The sequence below is a fragment of the Marinomonas primoryensis genome, assembly GCF_013372285.1.
GTDB lineage: Bacteria > Pseudomonadota > Gammaproteobacteria > Pseudomonadales > Marinomonadaceae > Marinomonas > Marinomonas primoryensis.
In genome coordinates this window covers 4029805-4045704 of record NZ_CP054301.1, presented here as the reverse complement: position 1 = coordinate 4045704, position 15900 = coordinate 4029805, and the positions used below count along the sequence as shown (strand labels likewise).

General features: G+C 44.4%; 14 protein-coding genes. 7 read left to right on the top strand and 7 right to left on the bottom strand.

From position 1 onward, the window contains the following. The first annotated feature begins 17 nt into the window (after positions 1–17). Together atpD and MP3633_RS18780 are read left to right on the top strand one after the other, a co-directional pair. Positions 18–1394, top strand: coding sequence for a F0F1 ATP synthase subunit beta (gene atpD / locus MP3633_RS18785; protein WP_176336656.1), 1377 nt, complete (start codon positions 18–20; stop codon positions 1392–1394). Between the two features lie 63 nt (positions 1395–1457). Continuing rightward, the gene (locus MP3633_RS18780; protein WP_176336655.1) at positions 1458–1877 is read left to right on the top strand and encodes a F0F1 ATP synthase subunit epsilon; all 420 of its coding nucleotides are present in this window, start codon (positions 1458–1460) and stop codon (positions 1875–1877) included. An 82-nt stretch (positions 1878–1959) separates the two neighbouring features. Here MP3633_RS18780 and MP3633_RS18775 read toward each other — a convergent pair whose 3' ends face one another. Beyond that, positions 1960–2700 (bottom strand): TrmB family transcriptional regulator, encoded by a 741-nt coding sequence (locus MP3633_RS18775; RefSeq protein ID WP_176336654.1) that lies wholly within the window; start codon positions 2698–2700, stop codon positions 1960–1962. A 94-nt stretch (positions 2701–2794) separates the two neighbouring features. On the opposite strand from MP3633_RS18775, the gene tcdA reads away from it, so the two are divergent. Continuing rightward, positions 2795–3586, top strand: a complete 792-nt coding sequence (gene tcdA, locus MP3633_RS18770) for a tRNA cyclic N6-threonylcarbamoyladenosine(37) synthase TcdA (protein ID WP_217909028.1) — start codon at positions 2795–2797, stop codon at positions 3584–3586. On the opposite strand, the gene MP3633_RS18765 is transcribed toward tcdA, so the two are convergent. Both MP3633_RS18765 and MP3633_RS18760 read right to left on the bottom strand, forming a co-directional pair. Further along, on the bottom strand, positions 3558–3956 hold the full coding sequence (locus tag MP3633_RS18765) for a SufE family protein (RefSeq protein ID WP_176336652.1): 399 nt from the start codon (positions 3954–3956) through the stop codon (positions 3558–3560). The genes tcdA and MP3633_RS18765 overlap by 29 nt on opposite strands. Continuing rightward, positions 3956–5173 (bottom strand): aminotransferase class V-fold PLP-dependent enzyme, encoded by a 1218-nt coding sequence (locus MP3633_RS18760; RefSeq protein ID WP_176336651.1) that lies wholly within the window; start codon positions 5171–5173, stop codon positions 3956–3958. Before MP3633_RS18760 ends, MP3633_RS18765 begins: the two co-directional genes overlap by 1 nt. A 207-nt stretch (positions 5174–5380) precedes the next feature. On the opposite strand from MP3633_RS18760, the gene MP3633_RS18755 reads away from it, so the two are divergent. Further along, entirely contained in the window at positions 5381–6979 is a 1599-nt protein-coding gene (locus MP3633_RS18755; RefSeq protein ID WP_176336650.1) for a GntR family transcriptional regulator, read from the top strand. A 49-nt stretch (positions 6980–7028) separates the two neighbouring features. On the opposite strand, the gene eptA is transcribed toward MP3633_RS18755, so the two are convergent. Next, positions 7029–8663 carry a phosphoethanolamine--lipid A transferase EptA gene (eptA, locus tag MP3633_RS18750; RefSeq protein WP_176336649.1) on the bottom strand — a complete coding sequence of 545 codons (1635 nt, stop codon included), beginning with the start codon at positions 8661–8663 and terminating at the stop codon, positions 7029–7031. 346 nt (positions 8664–9009) lie between these two features. Here eptA and MP3633_RS18745 point away from each other — a divergent pair, with 346 nt between their 5' ends. After that, the gene (locus tag MP3633_RS18745; RefSeq protein WP_162690101.1) at positions 9010–9834 is read left to right on the top strand and encodes a phosphatase PAP2 family protein; all 825 of its coding nucleotides are present in this window, start codon (positions 9010–9012) and stop codon (positions 9832–9834) included. 26 nt (positions 9835–9860) lie between these two features. Here the strand turns inward: MP3633_RS18745 and MP3633_RS18740 are convergent, their stop codons facing one another. The 3 genes from MP3633_RS18740 to MP3633_RS18730 all read right to left on the bottom strand — a co-directional run bounded on the left by MP3633_RS18740 (position 9861) and on the right by MP3633_RS18730 (position 12336). Continuing rightward, positions 9861–10487, bottom strand: coding sequence for a DsbA family protein (locus MP3633_RS18740; protein ID WP_176336648.1), 627 nt, complete (start codon positions 10485–10487; stop codon positions 9861–9863). Between the two features lie 156 nt (positions 10488–10643). Then, positions 10644–11840, bottom strand: a complete 1197-nt coding sequence (locus tag MP3633_RS18735; RefSeq protein ID WP_176336647.1) for an amino acid aminotransferase — start codon at positions 11838–11840, stop codon at positions 10644–10646. 301 nt (positions 11841–12141) lie between these two features. Further along, positions 12142–12336 carry a PA3496 family putative envelope integrity protein gene (locus MP3633_RS18730; RefSeq protein WP_176336646.1) on the bottom strand — a complete coding sequence of 65 codons (195 nt, stop codon included), beginning with the start codon at positions 12334–12336 and terminating at the stop codon, positions 12142–12144. Positions 12337–12519: 183 nt separating this feature from the next. Between MP3633_RS18730 and uvrD the strand changes: the two genes are divergently transcribed. Both uvrD and MP3633_RS18720 read left to right on the top strand, forming a co-directional pair. Then, complete coding sequence (gene uvrD / locus MP3633_RS18725; protein ID WP_176336645.1) at positions 12520–14733, top strand: DNA helicase II; 2214 nt, start codon at positions 12520–12522, stop codon at positions 14731–14733. Positions 14734–14815: 82 nt separating this feature from the next. Continuing rightward, positions 14816–15874, top strand: coding sequence for a Gfo/Idh/MocA family protein (locus tag MP3633_RS18720; protein WP_176336644.1), 1059 nt, complete (start codon positions 14816–14818; stop codon positions 15872–15874). The last annotated feature ends 26 nt before the right edge of the window (positions 15875–15900 follow it).

Here is a 15900-nt window from a genome sequence, read left to right as displayed (position 1 = left end):
TTTAAGAGGATCCGAACATGAGTAGCGGACAAATCGTACAAATTATCGGTGCTGTTATCGACGTGGAATTCCCACGTGATAGCGTGCCAAAAGTATATGATGCCCTAACCATTGAAGGCAAAGAGTTGGTGTTGGAAGTTCAACAACAACTAGGCGACGGTATTGTTCGTACCATCGCAATGGGATCTACCGATGGTATGAAGCGTGGATTGGTTGTAGAAAATACAAACAAACCTGTTTCTGTTCCTGTTGGTATTAAAACACTAGGACGTATTATGGACGTTCTAGGTAATCCGATTGATGAAAAAGGCCCAATCGGCGAAGAAGAGCGTTGGTCAATTCACCGTGCTGCGCCTTCTTATGCTGAGCAGTCTTCTAGTAACGAATTGCTAGAGACAGGTATCAAAGTAATCGACCTTGTTTGTCCTTTCGCGAAAGGCGGTAAAGTTGGTTTATTTGGTGGTGCCGGTGTTGGTAAAACCGTAAACATGATGGAGCTTATCCGTAACATCGCTATCGAGCACAGTGGTTATTCTGTATTCGCTGGTGTTGGTGAGCGTACTCGTGAAGGTAACGATTTCTATCATGAGATGACTGACTCGAACGTAATCGACAAAGTATCTCTTGTATACGGTCAGATGAACGAGCCACCAGGTAACCGTTTACGTGTTGCTTTGACTGGTTTGACGATGGCTGAAAAGTTCCGTGACGAAGGTCGTGACGTACTTTTCTTCGTAGATAACATCTACCGTTACACGCTTGCCGGTACGGAAGTATCTGCATTGCTAGGTCGTATGCCATCTGCGGTAGGTTACCAGCCTACACTTGCTGAAGAGATGGGTGTTCTTCAAGAACGTATCACTTCTACTAAGACTGGTTCTATCACGTCTGTTCAAGCGGTATACGTACCTGCGGATGACTTGACTGACCCGTCTCCAGCAACGACGTTCTCTCATTTGGACGCAACCGTTGTATTGTCTCGTGACATCGCATCTTTGGGTATCTACCCAGCGATCGATCCTCTTGACTCTACTTCACGTCAGCTTGATCCTCTTGTTATTGGTCAAGAGCATTATGACGTAGCGCGTGGCGTACAAATGGTATTGCAACGTTATAAAGAGCTTAAAGACATCATCGCGATCTTGGGTATGGACGAGTTATCTGAAGAAGATAAGCAAACGGTTAACCGTTCTCGTAAAATCCAGCGTTTCTTGTCTCAGCCTTTCTTCGTAGCAGAAGTATTTACAGGCTCTCCAGGTAAGTATGTTTCTTTGAAAGACACTATTCGTGGCTTTAAAGGCATCTTGGATGGTGAGTTTGATGATCTTCCAGAGCAAGCGTTCTACATGATTGGTAGTATCGACGAAGCGGTCGAGAAAGCTAAGAAACTTTAACCATCACACGTAGTAAAAGTGCTGTAAGGCACTTTTACTAAGTATGACTAAGAGAGGCAACTTATGGCTATCACAGTACACTGCGATATCGTAAGCGCTGAGCAAGAGATTTTTTCCGGTACGGTTCAATCTCTTGTGGCTGCAGGCAGCTATGGCGATCTAGGTATTATGCCTGGTCACGCGCCATTGTTGACGACTCTGAAAGCAGGCCCTGTTCGTGTGGTTAAAGAAAATGGTGACGAAGAGTTTATCTTCGTGTCCGGTGGCTTCCTAGAAGTTCAACCGCACCGCGTCACCGTCTTGGCTAATACAGCCACTCGTGCAAGAGATCTGGACGAAGAGGCGGCACTAAAAGCTCAGGAACACGCAAGAGAGCTTTTGGCTGACCAAAAACCTGACGTCGACTACACTCGTGCGACAGCGGAACTAGTGCAAGCTATGGCCCGTTTGCGTACTATTCAACAGTTCCGCAATAACAAATAAGCGGTAATGTTGAGTTTGAAAGTCAAAAAAAGCAGCCTAAGGGCTGCTTTTTTATTGTCTTACACTTCTTTAATTTGCTGATTTAAAGCATTTTCCACAGTGTATCGAAGATAATTTGCTGGGCTTTGGCGATGTCTTTGGATTCTAATACGACAGCGGAAGGAAAGTTGTTACTTGCCAATGAGATGATTGCACATTTAGGTGGGTAAATTGCGATGTAGCTCGCGTCCACAGCGCCTTCTGTTTTAATCCACTTACGTTCTGATAATTCTGCTTCTTCGCCGCCATCACCCAGCGCGATGACTTTTACATTAATTCCCAGTTTGACACGTTGTTTTGTGTAGTTTGGAAAAGGACGATACAAAAAGGGACGAATCGGCTTAGACGAAAATACGCAATATTCTTTATGGTCTTGTTCGGATACGACGTTTAAAATATCGCGTAATACCCATTCAATGCCATCATCGCCCTCGTAATAACGCACATTGGTCTGATGATACTCTGGCTGCTGCTGATGCAAGTTAGGAATGATGGTGTTCTTCAGGTTTTCGATGGTTTTGTCGAGGCGGTTGCGTTTTTCTTCCGCTAAATTCAGTAAAATATCGGGATTTTCAGCGCTAAAAAAGCGGCGTTTTCCTTTAGGAAAATAACTAACAACCCCTTTACCCTGTAACTGTTTTAGGGATTCGTAAGCCGTTCCTCGGTTGATACCACTGTGTTCGGCAATATCCCGAATAGAAGAAGGGCCGAGTTTTAATAGAGTTTGGTAAAGTTGAGTTTCTCTTGGCGTTAAACCGAGTTGTTCAAAAGCTTGCTCAATCATAAGGCTCACTGTGCATGTCAGTATGTTTACAGAGTCAAAGAATACACTTATTGAAAGAAAAAGCGCAGGGCGATCTCCCTGTGAGGAGAGAAAAGTGACAGACGAACAACGGTTTGGTGGTATTCGGCGTTTGTATGGAGACGCAGCCTATGAGATTTTTTCTCAAGCTCATGTGTGTGTCATTGGTATTGGTGGTGTAGGTTCTTGGGCAGCAGAAGCTTTAGCTCGTTCAGGTATCGGAAAAATTACACTAATCGACATGGATGACATTTGCGTTACCAATACAAATCGTCAGATACATGCTCTAAGTGACACTATTGGTGAATCTAAAGTCGATGTAATGACTCAAAGAGTTAAACAAATAAACCCGAACTGTGAAATCACTTCGATAGAAGACTTTGCAACTGCCGACAACATGTCTGAGCTCCTCGCTGAGCCATTTGATTATATTATTGATTGCATTGACAGTATCAAACCAAAAGCCGCTCTAATGGCGTGGTGTAAGAGCAATAAGCGTTCTGTTATTACGATTGGTGGTGCCGGCGGGCAAACCGACCCGACTAAAATTCAGACGGCCGATCTGGCTAAAACCGTTGGTGATCCATTAGCGGCTAACCTACGCAATTTTCTACGTCGTTATTATAATTTCAGCCGAAATACCAAAAGGCGTTTTTACATTGAATGTGTGTTTTCCATCGAGCAATTGAATTATCCGCAAGGTGACGGAACCGTCTCTAAGCAAAGATTGAAAGGGGACACAGAAACTAAAATGAACTGCGATACGGGCTTTGGTGCCAGTACCGCAGTAACGGCGACTTTTGGTTTTGTGGCGGTATCGAGAGTATTGGATAAGCTGATTAAGGCTGCTGAAGTTGAGATAAAATAGCCAATACCCCATTGGTTCTTGAACTCGTCAGATAACTGGTGAGATTCAGTGCTGCTAATTCAGATTTAAGGTTTATTTTCTGAATGTTTTCTACGCTTTTTCCTTCTACCAAGCTCAATATCGCGACAAGGACTCCACGCATCAGTTTGGCGTCGCTGTCGGCGTTGAAGTGACGGATACCGTTTGATTCTTCGACGATAAGCCAGACGGCGCTTTCGCAGCCTTTCACCTTGTTCTCTTCGGTTTTTTCTTCCGATGATAGTCGCGGCAATGTTTTGCTCAAGGTAACCAAGATTTTAAACGTTTCTTCTTTGCTGCGGCAAGCTTGCAGCTGTTCTTTTATGGTTAGTGTCTGGTTCGAGTTGTTCATTACTCATCTCCTAATATATCAATCGCGTCGAGCAGAACATCGCAGAATCGGTTAGCTTCTTCCAGGGTGTTGTAACAAGCAAATGACGCACGAAGCGTACCGGCAACGCCGAGTTGTGCCATTAAAGGATGGGCACAGTGACTCCCAGCACGAACACCGATGCCTTGGCTATCTAGATACGCATTCAAATCCAAAATATGAATATTGGGTACACTTAATGATACTAACGTGGTGTTTTTTTCGGGAGAGTAAATATCGATACCGCCTTCCTTATGTAGGCGAAAATAAACGTGCGCAGCGAGGGATTGTTCCCACGCCAATAACGCAGGTCTATCTTGAATATTGAGAAAGTCACACGCAGCCGCTAAACCGATAGCACCTTCGATGTTCGGTGTCCCTGCTTCCAATCGATAGGGTAAAACATTGAACTCTGTCGCTTGGTACGAAACATGACGCACCATTTCTCCGCCCGTTTGGCAGGGTAGTAAAACGTCTAATGCATGACTTTTTCCGTATAAGACGCCGATGCCTGTGGGCCCATACATTTTGTGGCCAGAGAAAACATAAAAATCACAGTCTAGTGCTTGTATATCGATAGGATAGTGCGCCACGGCTTGAGCACCATCTACAAGAGTAAAAGCGCCTTGTAGCTTGGCATTATCAAGCATGGTTTGCAGTGGGGTGCTGGTGCCAATGGCATTGGATATTTGCGTCGCGGCAAAAATACGCGTGCGATCGGTGAAGTAATGACTGAACTCCGACTCCCATTCACCCTTAGAGGTTAATGGTAAAACGCGCAATCGTGCGCCGGTTCGAAAAGCCAATTGTTGCCAAGGAACAAGATTCGCATGGTGTTCTAGGCTAGTAATAAGGATTTCATCACCTTCTTCCAACAGATGTTCTAAGCCAAAGGCCACCATATTAATGGCTTCTGTGGCACCTTTTGTCCAAATAATATGACTTTGCTCAGGTGCATTGATAAAGCGCGCAACGGTGTCTCGTGCTTGTTCAAAACGATTGGTTGCTCGATCGCTGAGGAAGTGTGCGCCGCGATGAACATTGGCGTTGGTGTTTCGATAGTAATCTTGAATGGCATCCAATACAGGTAGCGGCTTTTGCGTAGTGGCTGCGTTATCCAAATAGGTCAAAGGATGATCGTAGGCCTGCAGCGACAAAATAGGAAAAAGGTGACGAAGCGATGAAGGATCAAAAGCCATGGATACTCTACTTTGTATTTGAATAATCAGGGTGTTTAAAGGGCTTCCGGCTTAAGAAAAACCGTAAAAATAGCCGTAAACAGAGTGAAATTGTACCTTAACTCCCATCAACATCGCGAATTATTGGCCTTTTACTTGCGTTTTCTTAAGACAGCTATAATGATTGATAACAGATACTAGATAATAAACTAGAAAAGGTACAAAGCGGTGGCGGATTTTTTATACAAAGGTGTGGTGGATTGGTTTTTGGATCAATTGTCGCAAGACGCGATTTTGCCTGGCGATCGGATGCCATCCTTACGTGTTTTATCGAAACAATTGGGTCTGAGTTTAAACACCATTATTCATGGTTATGAATTGTTGAGTGAAGACGGTTGGATCGAATCACGACCTAAATCTGGCTACTTTGTTTGTCATCGCAGTGAGACGAAGCCCGCCCTTTTACTGACGGGCGAAGCATTAAGAACGTTAAGTCGTGATGGCACTAAGCCTGCGTGGTCTTGCCTTGCTCACCGCGGCGCTTTAGTCGATCAAAGTGATACATTCTTAGCGCCAACGGTTCGCCAAGAAGAGGTGCATTTACCTGTGTTGGGCAAGGGTCATTTAACGGCGCGTGAGTCGGTCAGCGACTATTTAAAAGGACTGGGTATCAAAGCACATGCGTCGCAGCTTTGGTTAGGTCATTCGCCTTTGGCAATGTTTACGCAGAGTGTGCAAACGCTGACGCAACGAGGTGATGCGGTTTTAGTATTGACGCCGTGCGATCCAAGAATCACCACCACATTACAAAGCTTAGGTAGACACGTTATTACTTTAGGAGCGGGCGAGCGTGGTGTCGATTTGGATTTAGCGATTCGTTGTTTACGCGATGACTCGATTCGTTTGATTGTCTTACCGAGCCAGTTCTCATTTCCCGCAGGGCAACTGATTAGTAATTTAAGCCTGCGTCGTTGGCTTGCGATTATTGAAGAAACCAAGCTCCCAGTGATTGAGTGGGATATGTGCTCGCATTTGGCCTATCGCGCGGGCTCTATTATGACTTACAAGTCACTGGATTCGTCTGATCATATTGTTTATATCGGCGGTGTGGAGTCGAAAGGCGTGGGTCGGTCGGCTAGTTGGTGTTTGCCTGGCCGACATCATGGGTTGTTGGAAGGAGCTTTTTTAGGCGCCGATATGTCTTTGAGTGATGCTCAACAGGTGGCATTAAGCGATGCATTGCAGCCAAATAGTAAGCGATCATTAACTCGACGAGCGAGAGAAGTCTGGGCCAATTCAGAGCGTGTTAAGGCGCACCTGGAAGCACGTCTTGGTGAACACGTCAGTTTTGTTGCAAGCAAAGGGGGAATGTCTCTTTGGATGCATTTGTCTACGCCATTGGGCATTGCAGGCACCACTGCCTTATTAGCCAATTTTAGACATGCTTTTGTGCCGGGGACATTGGTGAGTCATGAACCTGATGCGAAACATTGGTTAGCGGTGAATGTTACGTTAGACGATGTACAGCCGTTGGCAAAAGCTTTGGCTGAGCATTTAATCTCTGATGATAATCAACCTGTTGGAAAATCGCTTGATGAGGTGGTTTCCGAGACTATTGAAGCAAGTAATCCTATTGAAGAGACCAAGCAAACAGAAGAAATAGTCGAAGCCATTGAGAGTGATTTAGCGCCGTCTGACGCTATTGAAGTGGAAAAAGAAGAAAAGACCGTTGCCGCTACAAAAGGGGAAGATAAAAAACCTCGAAATGCGACCACGGAGCCACTTTATAACCCGATGCTGGACTTAATCAATCACGATTTTGGTTAAGTTCTAAACGCTAAGGTCAGTAACCGTCTGACCTTGGCGTTTCGACGTGTTATTTATTGGCTGCTGCTTCGAACATGTCTAAGTCTTTATTGTAAATCTCGCTGTCCATATCAAAAGCCCCCATTACGCTGTGGAAGATATTGGCTTGGGTGCTTTGCTCCCTTTGCTTGAGTTTATCGACTGAAATGTGCTTTTGGTCGATAAAGGATTGAGACATCCACACAAAGAAAGGCACTTTCAATTGTTGATCAGGCGCGATGGTGTGGGGCGTTCCATGCAAGTAAATACCGCCTTCGCCAAGAGATTCTCCATGATCAGAGACATACAGGTAAGCGCTAGAGGTCTGTGATAACCCGTCTAAAATTTGCCGTAAGTTATCCAAAAAGTGATCGTTGTATAGGATGGTATTATCGTATGCATTGATCAATTCTTTTTGTGTGCAGTTATTTAATTCAACCGAACGACAGACGGGTTTAAATACTTCAAATTCTTTTGGGTATTTACTGTAATAAGATGGGCCGTGGCTGCCTGTTTGATGCAAAACCACAAACACTTTTTGTTTGTCTGAGGCTCTAATCTGTTCAGTAAGATTGGTTAACAACACGCCATCATAATCGCACTCTAAACCTTCACAGTGTTTTTTCAAATCCCCTGACGTTAGGTAGCTCGACACCTTGATTGGGGCTTCTCCCCAGTTTTTGGTACGCCAGATAACATCAATACCTTGTCTTTGTAAGTAACTAGGCAAGGTCTCAAAGTTTTCGGAAAACACACCACTTGTATTCACATGAGAGAGAATGCATTTTACTGATGCAGTGGTGTAAGTGGCGCAAGATGTGGCCTTTTTTAAGGTAATAACATCGGACGCTGTCAGTAATGGATTCGTCAGTCTATCGTATCCATAAAGCGAGAAATTTTCAGCGCGTGCGGACTCACCGATAACCAACACGACAACGGTCTTTTTATTTGAGCGGAAGGTCGCGTCCGGTAACAACGTTTGTACTATGTTCTGTTTTGCTCGATCACTTTGATAGCGCGCCGCATTTCCCACATAAGACCATGGCATGATCCTACCACCCAACTGCTTGGCATGATCGTCAATCCAAAGCCAGTGACTCTGTGACTGCCAAACCCAAGTAGACGCTACTATGACGGTGATTGTTAGATGCAAAAACAAGCGCACCCTTGATGTTTTTTGAATCGACGTACGAATAATTAACCAAGCTGGTATCAGGCCTAAGACAATAAAATAGGCAATCAGCTTTAGGCTTAAAAACTGCTCGGACTCCGAATATTGGGTATTGAAAATATTTCCCATCATCGTCTTATCTAAGATGACGTTATAGGTCACCACGAAATACGTCGCCAATGAATTGCCTATGGCAAAGATAACGCAAACGGCCTTACCTAAGCGCCTTGAAAGGATAAACAACGGATAAAGAACCAGCGCGGTTACAAGGTAAATGACGGCGAACACGGTCAGTAATGTTTGCATGCCATTTAGTGTCAATATCGCTAGATTCTTGTTAGCAAAAGACAATAATGGCCAGTGATACAATGCCAAATTTAGGATCGTCATTAAGAGAACAAAGGTAGATGTTCTCGGTTTTGATTTTGAAATTTTTTTGAAAAAAGTACATAAATTCGCCGACAATAGCGAAAAAATAGTGAAGTTACTTTTCATTTTTGAATTCGTTCCTATTGACCTTGCTGTTATCTAGAGAAGAAAAGCAGCGGGTATTTCTTCATCATTACGGGGGTGACATCAGCATCGCGAGTGTCTCTTTATGATGTTATTTACTCATTTATATGTGTCTATTAACAGATATCTAGCTTATTCCATCAGTCTACTTTTTTGCATTCCATCTGCTTATCTTACACAAGAAAAAATATAAAGATCCTCTTTCCTTTTTCCATATATCGAAAATATACGTTTCACTATTTTTTCACTCACTGTGCATACAATGTGCAGTAATTCAAAAAAATCCACTTTATTGAATATCTATTATTACCTGAAGAGAAGAGATTTTATGCGTTGCCAATTGATCAAAATGTCGACTAATTATAAATCATTATTAGATCAAGCTAGAACAACCGAGATGGTGGTTCCTCAATTTAGTATTCAAATCTTACTCTTGGTGGCGGTACTATTGGCAAGTATGGCGATGATTGGTGAAGTGGTCGGCGGCTATCAGTTTGCCTTTATGGAGATAAACAGTCTTAGCGTTTATATCCCTGTTGTTATCTTAGAAAATATGACAGTTTTCGGAGATGGGGTGTTTTTATTAGTCTTGGTATTATTATTTTCTTGCCGACACATACGTTTTCATTGGGCGGTTTTATTTACCAGTTTGCTTGGCGTAATCGTAGTGAATTTACTGAAAGACTATTTTGCCATGCCGCGTCCGCCGGCGGTGTTGGATCCTGAGACCTTTAACCTTTTGGGTAGAGCCTATAAAGCGCGTAGCTTCCCGTCTGGACATAGTTTAACGGCATTTCTTTTAGCAAGTGTGTGCTTTTGCTATACAAAAAATGTGTTCTTTAAAGTGGTCCTTATTACACTGGCTGTCTTAGTTGGCCTAAGCCGAGTCTTGATCGGTGTCCATTGGCCAATGGATGTATTGGTTGGCGGTTCATTAGGGATCGTATTGGGTGTGGGTGGCGTCATGATCACCGCGAAATGGAAGTTTGGCTTGTGTGCCTATGTCCATCTATTCATGCTGAGTCTGATGGTGATTGCCTGCATTGCTGTCTTTGTTGCGGGCAACGATTACACACTTGCGTTGCCATTGCTTTACGCCGCTGCTGGAGCGGCTTTGGTTCAGGCGGTGAGAGATTATATTTTGGTTAAATAATGTATAGAAATACAATAAAAAAGGCGCTAAGACAGCGCCTTTTTTATGGCATTCAACATGCTTGAGTGATCTTTATAATCTAATGGAATCGAGGTGAGTTTATCGCCGATGAGTAATGTGAGAGAAGGAAATGAATTCAGTCCAAGATGTCTGGCTTGTTCTATTTCTTCTTCCAATAATCGCTCACTTTTAACGTGCTGCATATTTTTCTGAAAGCCGCTCGGGTTTAGCCCTATGTGTTCTGCGCACTCTGTTAATGTATCGAGATCCGACGGGTTTTTCGCTTTCAAGTAATAGGCTTCTTGAATAGCGTGGTACATCTCTTCTTCCAATCCCATGTCTCTTGCTACATAACACGCTCTGCAGGCGGGGTAAGTGGAGCGACGTGGTGACGCAGTTTGCCAAAAATCAAAATTGAATTCCGTTCCCAGAGACGACTGAATGTTTTTCCAAGTACCCTCTAGTTTATCTTTCATTTCTTCTGCCATAGTTGCATTGGAATCAATCGCGAGGCCACCCAGCATTGGTTGAATGGTTAACTGGTCTGAATCAATCAAGCTCTGCAACGCTTTTTGCAGCTTTGTCCACGTTGGGCGGAATCCCCAGCACCAGCTACACATTGGGTCATAGCAATAAATTAGTGTGGCGGTCATCGATGGCTCCATTATTGAATTGAGTTTAAAAAGGCGAGGCCATAAGGTAACAGCCTCTTTGGTGATAAAACAACTGACAGAAATAATAGTCGTAAAAAAACGGCGTCAGCTCGCGAGCTGAAACCGTTTTTATTCACAACCTTAAAAGACTAAATATTAATCTTTCAAGATGGCGGCAATGGCGTCACACAGTGGGCCCATATTGTCATGAGTCATTCCTGCCACACTAATGCGCCCAGAACCAACAATATAAATACCATATTCTCTACGCAGCTGAGCAACTTGGTCTGGCGTAAGACCAGAAAAAGAGAACATGCCTTGCTGCTTTGAGATAAAAGAGAAGTCTTGCTTAACACCCTTTGCTCGCAGCGTATTCACAAACAAGCTACGCATTTCATGAATACGCAGACGCATGCCTTTCAGCTCACTTTCCCATAGGGCATACAGCTCTTTATCATTGAGTATTTCAGCAACGATCGCTGCGCCATGAGAAGGTGGATTTGAGTAGTTTGTACGAATACAACGCTTGATTTGCGTGAAAGCGGTTTCCGCTTGTTCTTTTGTTTCACACAAAATAGTGAGCGCGCCAACACGTTCGTTATAAAGACCAAAGTTCTTTGAAAATGAGCTCGCTATCAACATCTCTGGAACGTGCTCTAGGAAGGTACGTAACCCTTGAGCATCTTCTGTTAGTCCTTGACCAAAACCTTGATAAGCAAAATCAAACAATGGTAAGAAACCTTGTTTGCTGCAAAGCTTCGCCAATTGATACCATTGCTCTGGCGTTGGGTCTATGCCTGTTGGGTTGTGGCAGCAACCATGAAACAACACCACGTCGCCTTCAGGGATTTGCGACAAGCTAGCCAACATGGCTTCGAAATCTAAAGATTTAGCATTGGCGTCGTAATAGGCGTAGCTACCTACTTCTAAACCAACAGATTGGAAAACAGACTGATGATTTGCCCAGGTTGGGTTACTGACCCAGATGGTGGCTTCAGGCAAATGTTTTTTAATGAATTCTGCTGCGACGCGTAGTGCGCCTGTGCCGCCAGGAGTGTGAGCTGTTTGAGCAAGCTGCTTGGTAATAATGGGGTGATCGTTACCAAATAAAAGCGTTTGCACGGCGGATCGATAAGCGGGTGCGCCTTCGATACTGAGATAACTTTTGGTTTTTTCTTCAGCCAACAAACGCTCTTCTGCTTGTTTTACGGCTTTTAAAATTGGTGTGTTGCCTTGTTCATCTTTAAAGACACCAACGCCCAAGTTGATTTTATTGGGATTTGGATCTTTTTTGTAAGCGTCATTCAGACCAAGAATTGGGTCTGCTGGTGCGGCTTGGATATGTTCAAACATAGTAACTCCCCCAAGAGGGTTATTTTCTTTTTTTATTATGGATTAGAAGATTTAAAAAATCAGTGCGTATGGTACTCCAAGACGTGAATAACCGCCATAAGTTGAGAAAACGGGGAGGTAATTACGGTGTAAAAATGCGGTAATAAATGACATAAAAAGATTTTTCACCCACAAATAGACAGATTACGAATCTATTCATGGGGAAGGCAGTTTGTTTTTTTTGAGTGAAACGAATCTCTAGACCTAGCCATAAGCTAAGTCGAGTTGATTCCGCTGACTGTTGTCGTTTGGTTAGATAACGTTAATCATCCCAACCATTCGATATATCATGGTACAAACGCTTTTGCTCTAAATGCTGCTCAATGGCACGTCTGGCTTTTAACAACCGTAGTGCCTCTTCCTTTTTACTCAGCTCTTTTGTTTCATTTTCTAAGCTAATGGAAGCGTGCATTATGTCGGTTTTTACTTCAGTTAGTGTTTCAGTAAAATAGTTCATCGTTATACCCTTTTGGACGTTCGACGACATGAAGTGCATAGATCACTGTCATCGACAGATAAAAAAAGTCAAAATAGACAGACAACTCATTTCAAGCTAATAAAAAACGGAATCAGATTAAAAATCAACCTATTTTTACACGCTTGATATGACAAAAATATTAATTAACCATGGCAGAATGTAATGGACGTTTCTTTTATCCTCGACTCACTGAATGACAAACAGCGTGAAGCCGTCGCCGCGCCGTTGCAAAATAGCCTTGTTTTGGCGGGGGCTGGGTCAGGTAAAACCCGTGTCTTGGTGCACCGTATTGCGTGGTTGATGCACGCTTATGAATTATCTCCTTACAGTTTGATGGCGGTAACGTTTACCAATAAAGCCGCGCGTGAAATGCAAGGACGTATCGAACAACTTGTTGGCGTTCCTCCTCAAGGCATGTGGGTTGGTACTTTTCATGGTTTGGCTCACCGTTTATTACGCGCTCATTGGCGTGACGCAGGACTGAAAGAAAACTTTCAGATCATGGACAGTGATGACCAATTACGTCTCATCAAACGCATTATGCGCGAACTCAGTATTGACGATACTCGCTGGCCACCGAAACAAGTGTCTTGGTTTATCAATGGACAAAAAGACGAAGGCCGTCGTGCGGCTCATGTGCCAGACAGCCATGACCCTTTCACCAAAGGTATGCGAGAGCTGTATTACCACTATGAAGAAGCCTGTGAACGCAGCGGCTTGCTCGATTTTGGTGAGTTACTGTTGCGTGCTCATGAGTTGATGCTCAGCACACCAGCGTTACTTCGTCATTATCAAGATCGCTTCCGCCATGTGCTGGTGGACGAGTTTCAAGACACCAACACCATTCAATACGCTTGGCTACGCATCATGGTCGGTGACCACGGTACGATTACCGCAGTGGGGGACGATGATCAGTCTATTTACGGCTGGCGTGGCGCGAAAATCGAGAATATTCAAAGCTTTACGAAAGATTTTAAAGACGTTGGTACGATTCGACTAGAGCAAAACTACCGCTCTACTGGCCATATATTGAACGCGGCCAATGGGCTGATTAAGCATAACGACGATCGCTTAGGAAAAGAGCTTTGGACCGAAAGCGGCGAAGGCGATCCTATATCGCTTTATGCGGGGTTCAATGAACAGGATGAAGCACGTTTTATCGTTGGCATTATTAAACAGTGGCGCGACAAGGGATCGTCGTTGACTGGCATGGCAATCCTCTATCGTTCCAATGCACAATCTCGTGTCATCGAGGAATGCTTAGTTAGGGAACAGATTGCTTATCGTATTTATGGTGGGCACAGGTTCTACGACCGTCTCGAAATTAAAAACGCCTTGGCGTACGCTCGTTTAGCGCTTGATCCTAATGACGACGGCGCCATGGAGCGTGTCGTCAATGTACCGCCGCGCGGCATTGGCGAGCGCAGCATTGGAACGTTACGAGAATTCGCCCGTGATCACGGTTGCTCTATGTGGAAAGCCGCGCAAGAAGTGGTTAGTCAGTCTTTGATGACGGCTCGTGCAACCAATGCGATTAAAACGTTTCTGCATCTTATCGAAGGTTTGAGCACCACAGTGCAACAGCCAGATTTGAACTTGAATGACATTTTTGAGCAGATCATCGAAGAAGCCGGTCTGATCCCTTTCCATGAAAAAGAGAAAGGTGAAAAAGGTGAAGCACGCATTGAAAACTTAAAAGAGTTGGTTGGTGCCGCGGGTGGATTCAGCTGGAGCGATGAAGACGAAGAACTCAGTTCACCGTTGATGGCTTTCTTGGATAAAGCGGTTTTGGATGCTGGCGATGCGCAAGCAGACGAATACCAAGATGCAGTGCAACTGATGACGCTTCACTCTGCCAAAGGTTTGGAATTCCCATTAGTCTTCTTAACCGGTGTGGAAGAAAATATTTTCCCAAGCAAAATGTCGTTTGAAGAGCCGGGACGGCTCGCAGAAGAACGCCGACTTTGTTACGTGGGTATTACTCGGGCGATGGAAAAGCTTTACATCACCTACGCAGAATCTCGCCGATTGTTTGGTAGCGAATCTTTTAACAGTCCATCACGTTTTATCAAAGAGTTACCGCCGGAATGTTTGGAAGAAGTGCGTCTTCGCTCACAAGTGAGCCGACCTATTTCGTTGCAACGACCAGATTACAGTTTTGAAAAAAATAAACTGCAAAACAGCAGTGTGTTGAATAACTATAAAGCGCCTGAAATCACTGTCAGCATGGGCGATCGAGTGAATCATCCCGTGTTCGGTGAAGGCTTGGTCATCAACTACGAAGGTCAAGGTCCGCAAGCACGCGTGCAGGTTAACTTCGACGACGAAGGCACCAAGTGGCTGGTATTGTCGTTTGCTAAGTTGGAAGTTATTTAGTCTATTGTGTTCTGGTTTATGTTGATTTGTTTGTCTATAAGACTGTCCATAAATATAAAGTTTAGGTGAAAGAGGGTAAGGGATGGCTATTCGTGTTGGTTTGATCGGCTTTGGTTTGTCTGGGCGAGTGTTTCACGCACCTTTTGTGATGAACGACCCTGGCATGACGATGGCGTATGTTTGCAGTTCCAAGGCGGGTGAAGTGAAAGCAGTTTTGCCTGATGCCATGGTTGTGTCGTCTGCCGAGGCTGTGTTTATGGCGTCTGATGTGGATTTGGTGGTGATTACCACACCAAACGTGTTGCATTTTGATCAGGCGAAACAAGCGTTGGAAAGCGGCAAGCACGTGTTGCTAGAAAAACCCTCTGTTACTGATTTATCTCAGATAGAAGCCTTGTGTACCCTTGCTAAGAAAAAAAGCTTGGTGTTTTGTGTTTATCAAAATCGTCGCTTTGATGGCGATTTTCTGCGTCTTAAAGCCTTGATCGAAAGCGGAGAGTTGGGTGAGTTGAAGCATATTGATTCTCGCTTTGATCGTTTCCGTCCGACAGCTCAAGCGCGTTGGCGTGAAGAACCTGGAGTGGGAACGGGGATTTTTTGGGATCTAGGCCCGCATATATTAGATCAAGCTTTGTGTTTGTTTGGGCCGCCAAAATGGATGCACGCCAGTATTGATCGTTTGCGTGAAGGCAGCCAAACCCATGATTGGTTTGAGGTTGAGTTAGGCTACGATGATAAACGTGTTCGTATCGCGTCAACGCCATTTGAAGCGGGCGAAATGCGCCGTTTTAATGCCAGATTCACCAAAGGCAGTTGGCAATGTGTTGGTTTAGATCCGCAAGAAGAAGCTTTACGAGCAGGGCAAATGCCGTGGGATACGAGCTTCCCATCACGAGCGGCACAACAGCGAAATACGCGATTTATTGCGCATTCCCAAGATGATATTGATGTTGTTCCAGAAGAGGCCACACAAGGCGAGTACGCCGCGTTTTATGCTCAGCTGCGTGATGCGATTCTTGGCAAAGGTGAGGCTCCGGTATCGATGGAGCATGCTTGTCAGTTAATTTATGGTTTGTGTTTAGCGGAACAGTCTGCAGAGAGCGGTCAACGTATGTCGTGGAGTTATTCTCCAACGTTATGAGTGGAAAATGAATAATAACGAGGCAC

Excerpts from the sequence above, each read along its gene's own strand:
- atpD (WP_176336656.1), top strand. The coding sequence starts at position 18 with ATGAGTAGCGGACAAATCGTACAAATTATCGGTGCTGTTATCGACGTG.
- MP3633_RS18780 (WP_176336655.1), top strand. The coding sequence starts at position 1,458 with ATGGCTATCACAGTACACTGCGATATCGTAAGCGCTGAGCAAGAGATT.
- MP3633_RS18775 (WP_176336654.1), bottom strand. The coding sequence starts at position 2,700 with ATGATTGAGCAAGCTTTTGAACAACTCGGTTTAACGCCAAGAGAAACT.
- MP3633_RS18765 (WP_176336652.1), bottom strand. The coding sequence starts at position 3,956 with ATGAACAACTCGAACCAGACACTAACCATAAAAGAACAGCTGCAAGCT.
- MP3633_RS18760 (WP_176336651.1), bottom strand. The coding sequence starts at position 5,173 with ATGGCTTTTGATCCTTCATCGCTTCGTCACCTTTTTCCTATTTTGTCG.
- eptA (WP_176336649.1), bottom strand. The coding sequence starts at position 8,663 with ATGAAAAGTAACTTCACTATTTTTTCGCTATTGTCGGCGAATTTATGT.
- MP3633_RS18745 (WP_162690101.1), top strand. The coding sequence starts at position 9,010 with ATGCGTTGCCAATTGATCAAAATGTCGACTAATTATAAATCATTATTA.
- MP3633_RS18740 (WP_176336648.1), bottom strand. The coding sequence starts at position 10,487 with ATGACCGCCACACTAATTTATTGCTATGACCCAATGTGTAGCTGGTGC.
- MP3633_RS18735 (WP_176336647.1), bottom strand. The coding sequence starts at position 11,840 with ATGTTTGAACATATCCAAGCCGCACCAGCAGACCCAATTCTTGGTCTG.
- MP3633_RS18730 (WP_176336646.1), bottom strand. The coding sequence starts at position 12,336 with ATGAACTATTTTACTGAAACACTAACTGAAGTAAAAACCGACATAATG.
- uvrD (WP_176336645.1), top strand. The coding sequence starts at position 12,520 with ATGGACGTTTCTTTTATCCTCGACTCACTGAATGACAAACAGCGTGAA.
- MP3633_RS18720 (WP_176336644.1), top strand. The coding sequence starts at position 14,816 with ATGGCTATTCGTGTTGGTTTGATCGGCTTTGGTTTGTCTGGGCGAGTG.